This window comes from uncultured Roseovarius sp. (assembly GCF_913054395.1).
Lineage (GTDB): Bacteria > Pseudomonadota > Alphaproteobacteria > Rhodobacterales > Rhodobacteraceae > Roseovarius.
In genome coordinates this window covers 1-8,558 of sequence record NZ_CAJXIP010000136.1, presented here as the reverse complement: position 1 = coordinate 8,558, position 8,558 = coordinate 1, and the positions used below count along the sequence as shown (strand labels likewise).

Below are 8,558 nucleotides of genomic sequence, written 5' to 3'. Positions count from 1 at the left end.
AACATGGCGCCGTGGTTCTGGATGGCCCAAAGGGCAAGCCGGTGATTGCCAGCGGATCGTTGGAGCGCCTTGAGGAGCTGCGCCACAGATTACCCGCCCCCCTGCGCCAGGCGCGCACAGTCGTGGCGCCGCGCCGGGCGGTTCAGGATCGCGTGGCGCAGGAGTATCGCGACCAACTGTGCGCGATGGCGCAAACCCGCGCGCCAGAGGGGGAAAGCTGTCGCACATGGGGTGTCAGCTTCGGGCGGCGTCTTGGCTTTGCGCTTGCGATGATCGCGCTTGTTGCGGCCCATGCACTTGCCTTTCCGGTGGCAATCTTCGGGGTGTTTGCCCTCTGGGCCTGTTTCACCCTGCTGGTTTCGGCGGTGATGAAAACAGCCGCCTTTGTCGCCCATAGGACCGAGGACAGCAATCATCAGGACGTGGCCCGCCCCCCCAAGGCGCCATTGCCCAAGGTCTCGATCCTCGTGCCGCTGTTCCACGAGACCGAGATCGCCCATGCGCTTATTGCCCGGCTCAGCCGCCTGACCTATCCGAAATGCCTTCTGGATGTCATTCTGGTGCTGGAAGAAGAAGACGAACTGACCCGCCAGACCCTTGCGGAAATCGACCTTCCGCCGTGGGTGCGGCCGGTGATCGTGCCGGATGGAAAACCCCGGACAAAGCCGCGCGCGATGAACTATGCGCTGGATTTCTGCGAGGGCGATATCATCGGCATCTTCGACGCCGAAGACGCCCCCGACCCCGATCAGATCACGCGGGTGGCGCGCCGGTTTCAACAGACCCCCGCCGATGTGGCCTGTCTTCAGGGAATTCTCGATTACTATAATCCACGGCAAAACTGGCTGGCGCGGTGCTTTACCATCGAATATGCCACCTGGTTCCGCATCATGCTGCCGGGCATGGCGCGGCTTGGCCTGTCGATCCCGCTTGGCGGTACGACACTCTATTTCCGCCGCTCTATCCTGGAAGACCTTGGGGGCTGGGATGCCCATAACGTGACCGAGGATGCCGATCTTGGGTTTCGCCTGGCGCGCCATGGCTATCGCACCGAGATGATCAATACCGTCACCGAGGAAGAGGCCAACTGTCGCCCCTGGCCCTGGATCAAGCAGCGGTCACGATGGCTCAAGGGCTATATGACGACCTACCTGGTGCATATGCGCGTGCCACGACGGCTTTACGATCAGCTTGGTCCCTGGAAATTCTGGGGCTTTCAGGCGCATTTCATTTCGGCCCTGTCGCAATTCCTGCTGGCACCGTTCCTGTGGTCATTCTGGCTTGTGCTTCTGGGTCTGCCGCATCCGCTTGACCCGATCCTGTCGCGTGTTTCTCTTGCCGCAATCGGAAGCCTGTTCCTGATGGTCGAGGCGCTTAATATCACGCTACATATGATCGCGGTGTCGGGGCGCAAGCACAGGCATTTGATGGCTTGGGCGCCAAGCATGCATTTCTATGCGCCGCTTGGGGCGATCGCGGCCTATAAGGCCCTCTATGAATTGGTTTTGAAACCGTTCTTCTGGGACAAGACGATTCATGGCCTGTCGGTCGCCGCGCGTGGGCGGCCCACCTCAGGCGGTGGATTTGACCTCGCCGGAATCAAGCTTGAGCCGGGTCACGAAAGCCTTTGAAATATGGGTGCGCAGGGCCTCGCTTGCGGCTTCGCCATCGCGTGCCTCGATCGCGCTGACAATCGCATCATGCTCTTGCAGCGCGTCCTCGCCGCGCCCTTCGGCCGCGAGCGATGTGGTTGCCAGAAGCGCCATCGAGCGATGCACCAGGTCAAGCTGTTGCACCAGAAACCGGTTGTGCGAGGCAAGGTGGATCTGCTTGTGAAACCGTCGGTTGGCGCGGGCCAGGTCGGCCGGCTTGCCCAATAGCGCGCGGTCGTCTTCGACCATGTCGCGCAGGACGCGCACCTCTTCGGCACTGGCGTGACGCGCAGCAAGGTTGGCCGCAAGCCCTTCAAGCTCGGCGCGTACCACGTAAAGCTCGGCCAACTGATTGTAATCCAGCGAAGACACGATCAGGCTGCGCCCGTCGCGGGTAAGCATGGATTGCGTCTCTAACCGTTGCAGCGCCTCGCGGATCGGCGTGCGCGACACCCCGAACCGATCGGCCAGATCGCTTTCCACAAGCCGGTCACCGGGTTTGAAAATACCGACGTCAATCGCTTCGAGGATGAGCGAATAGGCGTCTGTCGGTTGCGGTTTCATCGGCATGTCCGTTTCGGTCTGTTCCATGGTTGCAAGACCTTACGCGCGCTTTGCCTGCGGGATCAAGACTTGGCGGATTGCGCCCTTTGTCGCGCCACCCTATGTTACGCCCATGCCAAAACCGCATTTCAGCCATGTCACCGCCTGGGTCTTTGATCTGGACAACACGCTCTATCCGCCTGCCGCGCGGCTGTTTGATCAGATCGAGGCGCGGATGACCCAATATGTGATGGATACCCTGCGCGTGCCCCGCGCCGAGGCCGATCAGCTGCGCCATCAGTATTGGCGCGATCACGGCACCACATTGGCGGGGTTGATGCGGCTGCACGATCTCGATCCGGGGCCTTACCTAGATCATGTGCATGATATCTCGCTGGATCATCTGGACCCTGACGCCGAGCTCGCGGCGCGTATTCAGGCACTTCCGGGGCGCAAGATCGTCTATACGAATGGTTGTGGCCCCTACGCCGAGCGAGTGATCGCAAAGCGTGGGCTGAGCGGGGCGTTCGATGCGGTTTACGGCGTCGAGCATGCCGGGTTTCGCCCCAAGCCCGAGGCCGAGGCCTTTGCCGCGATCTTCGCACGCGACGGCGTGGCGCCTGAAACCGCCGCGATGTTCGAGGATGACGCACGCAACCTTGCCGCGCCGCATGCCATGGGCATGCGCACCGTGCATGTCGCCCCAGACCCGCACGAGGCGGCGTATATCCATCACCATACCGACGACCTGAGCGGCTTTCTCGCGCGTTTGATCTAGCGGTCTGCTGCGGCGAAATGCGCCTTTGCCCTGCCTGCGATCCGCCATACCTGACAGGGCGTAGAGCAGGATGCAAAAAGGACGGCCATGCCCAGCCCCCCCGATCCCCCCGCCGATCAAGCCCCGCGCGATCCCGATGCTGCCGTCGTCGGGCCGATCCTTCTGGTCGTGGTGATTTTTCTCGTACTCTGGGGCGGCAGCATTGCGCTTTGGGGCATTCCGGGTCTTTATATGCCCGCGGTGATCATGGTGCCGGTGATCTGGGCGGGCTTGCTGCTGATTTCACGCGGCTAGGGCCGGGGCGGCACCTAGGAAAGGGCACGCAGATGCAGGAGTTTGATATCGTCGTTTCGGGCGGGGGCGTGGCCGGGCTTACGGCGGCGGCGGTGTTTGGTACGGCGGGGTTTTCCGTGCTTTGCGTCGCCCCGAGCCCGCCAATCACGACACGAGAGGCGCCGGGCTCTGATCTTCGCACGACGGCCTTTCTACAGCCCGCGCAGGCGCTTTTGGATCGCGCAGGTCTCTGGGCGCGGCTTGCGCCTTTTGCCGCCGATCTTCAGGTCATGCGCATCGTTGATGCGGGTGGCGTGACACCGGAACCGCGCATCACCAAGGAATTCGACGCCTCTGACATCTCGGATCAGCCGTTTGGCTGGAACCTGCCGAACTGGCTTTTGCGGCGCGAAATGGTGGCGCATCTGGAAAGCCTGCCGGGCGTGACCTTTCGCCCCGGCACCGGAACAACGACGCTTTTCACCCGCGAGGCCGAGGCGCGCGTCGGGTTAAGCGATGGCACCCGCGTGCGAGCCCGCCTTGTAATCGCCGCTGACGGGCGCAACTCTCCCATTCGCGAGGCTGCGAAAATTGGCGTGAAAACAACGCATTACGGGCAAAAGGCGCTTGCCTTTGCGGTGACGCATCCGATTCCGCATGGCAATGTGTCAACCGAAATCCATCGGTCCGGCGGGCCGTTCACCCTTGTGCCGCTGCCCGATCACGAAGGGCGTCCGTCCTCGGCGGTGGTGTGGATGGAACAGGGGCCCGAGGTGGTGCGCCTTGCCGCTTTGCCCGAGGCCGACTTCGAGGCCGAGATGAATGCCCGCTCGTGCCATTTGTTCGGGCCGCTGACGCTGGCTTCGCGACGCACGGTCTGGCCGATCATCAGCCAGATCGCAGAGCGGCTTTATGGCGAGCGGGTGGCCCTTGTGGCCGAGGCGGCACATGTGGTGCCCCCGATCGGCGCGCAGGGGCTTAACATGTCGCTGGGCGATATGCGGGTGCTGCTTGAGCTGGCCGAGGCCGCCCCGGACCAGCTTGGGGATCGGGCGATGCTGGAAACCTATCACCGCCGCCGCCATCTGGAGATCAAGGCGCGGGTGAAAGGGATCGACCTTCTTAACCGCGCCTCGATGATGCGCGCGCGCCCTCTGCGGGATGCGCGCGCCATGGGACTTAATGCGATCTATTCACTGGCCCCGGTGCGCAAGACGCTGATGCAACTGGGCCTTGGCGCAAGAGGTTAAAGCACCTTGTCGATCACGGTTTTCAGCCGCCCGATTGCTGCGGGCACGTCGTAAAGCTTGTCGAGCCCGAACAGGCCAAGCCGGAAGGTTCTGAAGCCCTCGGGTTCGTTGCATTGAAGCGGAACGCCCGCCGCGATCTGCATGCCCTCGGCGGCGAATTTCTTGCCATTCTGAATGTCGGGATCGTCGGTATAGCTTACCACGACACCGGGCGCGCCAAAGCCGTCTGCGGCGACTGATTTCACGCCCTTGTCGGCCAGCATCGCACGCACGCCGTTGCCCAGCTCCCATTGCGCCTTGCGCAATTTTTCAAAGCCATACTCGCGGGTTTCCAGCATGGTGTCGCGGAATGCGCGCAACGCATCGGTGGGCATGGTGGCGTGATAGGCATGGCCGCCGTTTTCATAGGCCTGCATGATGTCACGCCATTTCTTGAGGTCGAGCGCAAAGCTGTCCGACGTGGTCTCGGCCATCCGCTCGACGGCGCGCGCCGACATCATCACCAGACCCGCAGAGGGCGAGGCGGACCAGCCCTTTTGCGGCGCCGAGATAAGCACATCCACGCCCGTCGTCTTCATATCGACCCAGGCACATCCCGATGCGATGCAATCAAGCACCATAAGCGCGCCGACCTCATGTGCGGCACTCGCCAGTGCCGTGATATAATCCTCCGGCAGGATCAGCCCGGCCGAAGTTTCCACATGCGGCGCAAAAACCACATCGGGTCTGGCGTCGCGGATTTGTGCGGTGACCTCGTCAATCGGGGCTGGCGCAAAGGGGGCGATGGCACCATTGCCGGTCTGACGCGCCATGCAGACGGTGGTGTCTGCCGCAAAACCACCGGCCTCGAAAATCTGGCTCCAGCGATAGGAAAACCAGCCATTGCGCACGATCAGCGCATGCGCGTCACGGCCAAACTGGCGGGCGACGGATTCCATGCCGTAAGATCCGCCACCGGGCACAAGGGCCACCGCATCGGCGTTGTACACCTCTTTCAGCATGGATGAGATGTCGCGCATAACACATTGAAAAGACGCGGACATATGGTTCAAAGAGCGGTCCGTGAAGACAACTGAATATTCCAAAAGGCCATCGGGATCGATATTGTCGAGAAGGGCTGTCATCAAGGTATCTCCTGTTCATTCGGCTTGGGGCCAACCTGCCTTCAAGTGTCGGGCAAGTCTACTCAATCATGTCGGAAGGGGGCGCCTTATTTGCGCCACATTCCTGCCTTAATCCGATAATCAGAAACATAAAGTTTGAATAAATTCGGGCGCAAGATCCGAAAACCTGAGGCAGACAAGGTAGAGATGGCCGATACAACGCTGTTGTTGAACGGATTCAGCATCATTGGCGACCCCCAAACCAACTCGAACGCCAGCAATGGCGGAGAGTTGATGATCCATGACGGCACGGCCGTGTTTGACGGGGATGACATCATCGTTTTTCACGTCGAGGGCGCGACCGAAGACGGCGTTCTGACCGATGACTCCGTGATCGTGGGCGTGACCGTCTATGATACGGCCTCGGATTATTTCAACGACATTGCGAAATACGAATATACCGCAGCACCGGGCGAGCCCGCCGAGATCGACGTGGGCCGCAATACGATGGGCGACAGGTACCTTGAATTTGATGCCTCGTCCCTGATCTCAAGCGATCCGAACGCGCCCATCCTTGGCGATTTGGCGCTTGTCTCGGGGGTTGATATTCTTGGAACACTTGCCAGCACAACCGGACCGTATCAGGTTCCGACCAACGAGGACATCGACCTTGATGGTGACGGCGTCATCTCTCCCGGTGAAGCGGCTGACGGAAGTTTTGCAAGCGATCTGAATATCCTGGCGGAGAATATCATCGTCTGTTTCGCGGCGGGCACCCTGATCGAAACCGTCAGTGGGCCCCAGGCGGTTGAAACGCTTTGCTGTGGCGATCTTGTAAATACACTGGATGACGGGCCACAGCCGATCCGCTGGATCGGCGGCACCACGGTGTCCGGGTTGGGGGCAAATGCCCCGGTTCTTATCCGGCGCGGGGCGATCGGCAATCTGCGTGACCTCTGGGTGTCACAGAACCACCGGATTCTGGTGACCGGCGCCAAGGCAGAACTTTTGTTCGGCGAGCCACAGGTTCTTGTGGCGGCGAAACATCTGGTCAATGACGGCACCATCCGCATTGTCCCTTGTGAAACGGTGGCCTATTGGCATTTTCTCTGCGACAGTCATCAGATCGTCTTTGCCGAGGCAACCCCGGTCGAAAGCCTCTATCCCGGCCAGCAATCCCTCAAGGCGGTCACCCCGGTCGAGCGGGACGAAATCATTACCCTGTTTCCCGAACTCGGCGCGCAGGATTGCGACTATGACATGTCGCGCTATACGCTCAAGCGGTTCGAGGCCGAGGCGTTGCGGCGTATGGCCTAACCGATCGGGCCGGGGCGGCGTTCTTCGCTCAGGAGAACGTTTGCCTCTACATCACCTACGCCCGGCAACATCATGATTCTGCGTCGTAAAACGCGTTCGAAGTCTGAAATATCGCGAGCCACGACCCGCAGGCGGTAATCGTAAAGCCCAAGGATGTGCTCGACGGTCTGCACCTCGGGAATGGCCGAAACCGCGCGTTCGAAATCCTCAAGGCTGACCCGGCCCTTGGTGGCCAGCTTGACACCAAGAAAGACCGTCACCCCGAAACCAAGCTTTTCATGATCCAGATCCAGCCGCTGCCCCTTGATCACACCGCTGTCGTACAGCCGCCGGATACGCCGCCAGGCGGCGGGTTGCGACAGCCCAAGCTTGCGCCCAAGGGCGCTTGCACTGATGGTGGCATCCTGTGTCAGGGCGCGCAGGATCAAGCGGTCAGTGGTATCCAGTTCGATCATAGCGGCAGTGCCTCATCGGATTTGATCCGTGCCACATGCATAAGCGCCTCAATGTCGGCGATATGGGGCAGGGTCAGGATGGCACTGCGATAGATCTGTTGATAATGTGCCATGTCGCGGGCAATGACCGAAAGGCGCAGATCGACGCGGCCGAGAAAGGTTTGAATTTCAACCACATCCGGCACCTCCCTCGCGGCTTGCATGAATTCATCAAAGGCCCGCGGCTGGGTCTTGTCCAACGTGATGCGCAACGATACCTCGACCTCGTAGCCAAGCGCGCGCCAGTCAATCACTGCGCGGTTGGCGCGGATCACGCCCGCGTCCTGCATCTTGTCAAGGCGCCGCGCACAGGTGGCGGGGGTCACCCCGGCCAGTTCTGCCAGATCGGCGGGGCCAAGCATCGGGTCATGCTGATAATGGCGCAGGATGCGGCGGTCTGTGTCGTCTAGCATGAATTTTTACCAAAATACCAAATTAGAGAATGAATATCACATGATTGTCCTGAATTGAATGATTTTTGTCCGGAATTCTGGCGCCCAATGCCTATCCTGCGACCAGACCACGCAAAAAGGAGAACGCCATGCGCGTCTATTATGATCGTGACTGCGATATCAACCTCATCAAGGACAAGAAGGTCGCCATTCTCGGCTATGGCAGCCAGGGCCACGCCCATGCGCTGAACCTGCGGGATTCGGGCGCGAAGAACCTTGTTGTCGCCCTGCGCGAAGGCTCGAAAAGTGCCAAGAAAGCCGAGGGCGAAGGCCTGACCGTCATGGGCATCGCCGAAGCGGCGGCCTGGTGTGACGTGATCATGTTCACCATGCCCGATGAGCTTCAGGCCGATACCTACAAGAAATACGTGCATGACAACATCAAGCCCGGCGCGGCGATTGCCTTTGCCCACGGCCTGAACGTGCATTTCGGCCTTATCGAGCCGAAAGAAGGCGTCGACGTCATCATGATGGCGCCCAAGGGCCCCGGCCATACCGTGCGCGGCGAATATGCCAAGGGCGGCGGCGTGCCTTGCCTTGTTGCCGTTGACAAGGATGCCTCGGGCAAAGCGCTTGAAATCGGCCTGAGCTATTGCTCGGCGATCGGTGGCGGCCGCTCGGGTATCATCGAGACCAACTTCCGCGAAGAATGCGAAACCGACCTCTTTGGCGAACAGGCGGTTCTGTGTGGCGGAC

General features: G+C 60.8%; 10 protein-coding genes. 6 read left to right on the top strand and 4 right to left on the bottom strand.

Annotated features, from left to right (window positions below; genetic code table 11):
* The coding region (locus QZ522_RS15435; protein WP_294613530.1) for a glycosyltransferase at window positions 1-1,631 on the top strand (1,631 nt) is incomplete at its 5' end.
* On the opposite strand, the gene QZ522_RS15430 is transcribed toward QZ522_RS15435, so the two are convergent.
* On the bottom strand, window positions 1,572-2,222 hold the full coding sequence (locus QZ522_RS15430; protein WP_294613536.1) for a GntR family transcriptional regulator: 651 nt from the start codon (window positions 2,220-2,222) through the stop codon (window positions 1,572-1,574). The two genes, QZ522_RS15435 and QZ522_RS15430, sit on opposite strands and share 60 nt — an antisense overlap.
* A gap of 106 nt (window positions 2,223-2,328) precedes the next feature.
* On the opposite strand from QZ522_RS15430, the gene QZ522_RS15425 reads away from it, so the two are divergent.
* The 3 genes from QZ522_RS15425 to QZ522_RS15415 all read left to right on the top strand — a co-directional run bounded on the left by QZ522_RS15425 (window position 2,329) and on the right by QZ522_RS15415 (window position 4,496).
* Window positions 2,329-2,973 carry a pyrimidine 5'-nucleotidase gene (locus QZ522_RS15425; RefSeq protein ID WP_294613533.1) on the top strand — a complete coding sequence of 215 codons (645 nt, stop codon included), beginning with the start codon at window positions 2,329-2,331 and terminating at the stop codon, window positions 2,971-2,973.
* A gap of 87 nt (window positions 2,974-3,060) precedes the next feature.
* Window positions 3,061-3,267 (top strand): hypothetical protein, encoded by a 207-nt coding sequence (locus QZ522_RS15420; protein ID WP_294613527.1) that lies wholly within the window; start codon window positions 3,061-3,063, stop codon window positions 3,265-3,267.
* A 32-nt stretch (window positions 3,268-3,299) separates the two neighbouring features.
* Entirely contained in the window at window positions 3,300-4,496 is a 1,197-nt protein-coding gene (locus QZ522_RS15415; protein WP_294613524.1) for a UbiH/UbiF family hydroxylase, read from the top strand.
* Here the strand turns inward: QZ522_RS15415 and QZ522_RS15410 are convergent.
* The gene (locus QZ522_RS15410; protein WP_294613521.1) at window positions 4,493-5,620 is read right to left on the bottom strand and encodes an aminotransferase class V-fold PLP-dependent enzyme; all 1,128 of its coding nucleotides are present in this window, start codon (window positions 5,618-5,620) and stop codon (window positions 4,493-4,495) included. The genes QZ522_RS15415 and QZ522_RS15410 overlap by 4 nt on opposite strands.
* 186 nt (window positions 5,621-5,806) lie before the next feature.
* Here QZ522_RS15410 and QZ522_RS15405 point away from each other — a divergent pair, with 186 nt between their 5' ends.
* Window positions 5,807-6,916 carry a Hint domain-containing protein gene (locus QZ522_RS15405; protein WP_294613518.1) on the top strand — a complete coding sequence of 370 codons (1,110 nt, stop codon included), beginning with the start codon at window positions 5,807-5,809 and terminating at the stop codon, window positions 6,914-6,916.
* Here QZ522_RS15405 and QZ522_RS15400 read toward each other — a convergent pair.
* Together QZ522_RS15400 and QZ522_RS15395 are read right to left on the bottom strand one after the other, a co-directional pair.
* Window positions 6,913-7,371 carry an Lrp/AsnC family transcriptional regulator gene (locus tag QZ522_RS15400; RefSeq protein WP_294613515.1) on the bottom strand — a complete coding sequence of 153 codons (459 nt, stop codon included), beginning with the start codon at window positions 7,369-7,371 and terminating at the stop codon, window positions 6,913-6,915. The two genes, QZ522_RS15405 and QZ522_RS15400, sit on opposite strands and share 4 nt — an antisense overlap.
* Complete coding sequence (locus QZ522_RS15395) at window positions 7,368-7,823, bottom strand: Lrp/AsnC family transcriptional regulator (protein WP_294613512.1); 456 nt, start codon at window positions 7,821-7,823, stop codon at window positions 7,368-7,370. Before QZ522_RS15395 ends, QZ522_RS15400 begins: the two co-directional genes overlap by 4 nt.
* A gap of 128 nt (window positions 7,824-7,951) precedes the next feature.
* Here QZ522_RS15395 and ilvC point away from each other — a divergent pair.
* Window positions 7,952-8,558: ketol-acid reductoisomerase (gene ilvC / locus QZ522_RS15390; RefSeq protein WP_294613510.1), on the top strand; the 607-nt coding region annotated here is incomplete at its 3' end.

Excerpts from the sequence above, each read along its gene's own strand:
- QZ522_RS15430 (WP_294613536.1), bottom strand. The coding sequence starts at position 2,222 with ATGCCGATGAAACCGCAACCGACAGACGCCTATTCGCTCATCCTCGAA.
- QZ522_RS15425 (WP_294613533.1), top strand. The coding sequence starts at position 2,329 with ATGCCAAAACCGCATTTCAGCCATGTCACCGCCTGGGTCTTTGATCTG.
- QZ522_RS15420 (WP_294613527.1), top strand. The coding sequence starts at position 3,061 with ATGCCCAGCCCCCCCGATCCCCCCGCCGATCAAGCCCCGCGCGATCCC.
- QZ522_RS15415 (WP_294613524.1), top strand. The coding sequence starts at position 3,300 with ATGCAGGAGTTTGATATCGTCGTTTCGGGCGGGGGCGTGGCCGGGCTT.
- QZ522_RS15410 (WP_294613521.1), bottom strand. The coding sequence starts at position 5,620 with ATGACAGCCCTTCTCGACAATATCGATCCCGATGGCCTTTTGGAATAT.
- QZ522_RS15405 (WP_294613518.1), top strand. The coding sequence starts at position 5,807 with ATGGCCGATACAACGCTGTTGTTGAACGGATTCAGCATCATTGGCGAC.
- QZ522_RS15400 (WP_294613515.1), bottom strand. The coding sequence starts at position 7,371 with ATGATCGAACTGGATACCACTGACCGCTTGATCCTGCGCGCCCTGACA.
- QZ522_RS15395 (WP_294613512.1), bottom strand. The coding sequence starts at position 7,823 with ATGCTAGACGACACAGACCGCCGCATCCTGCGCCATTATCAGCATGAC.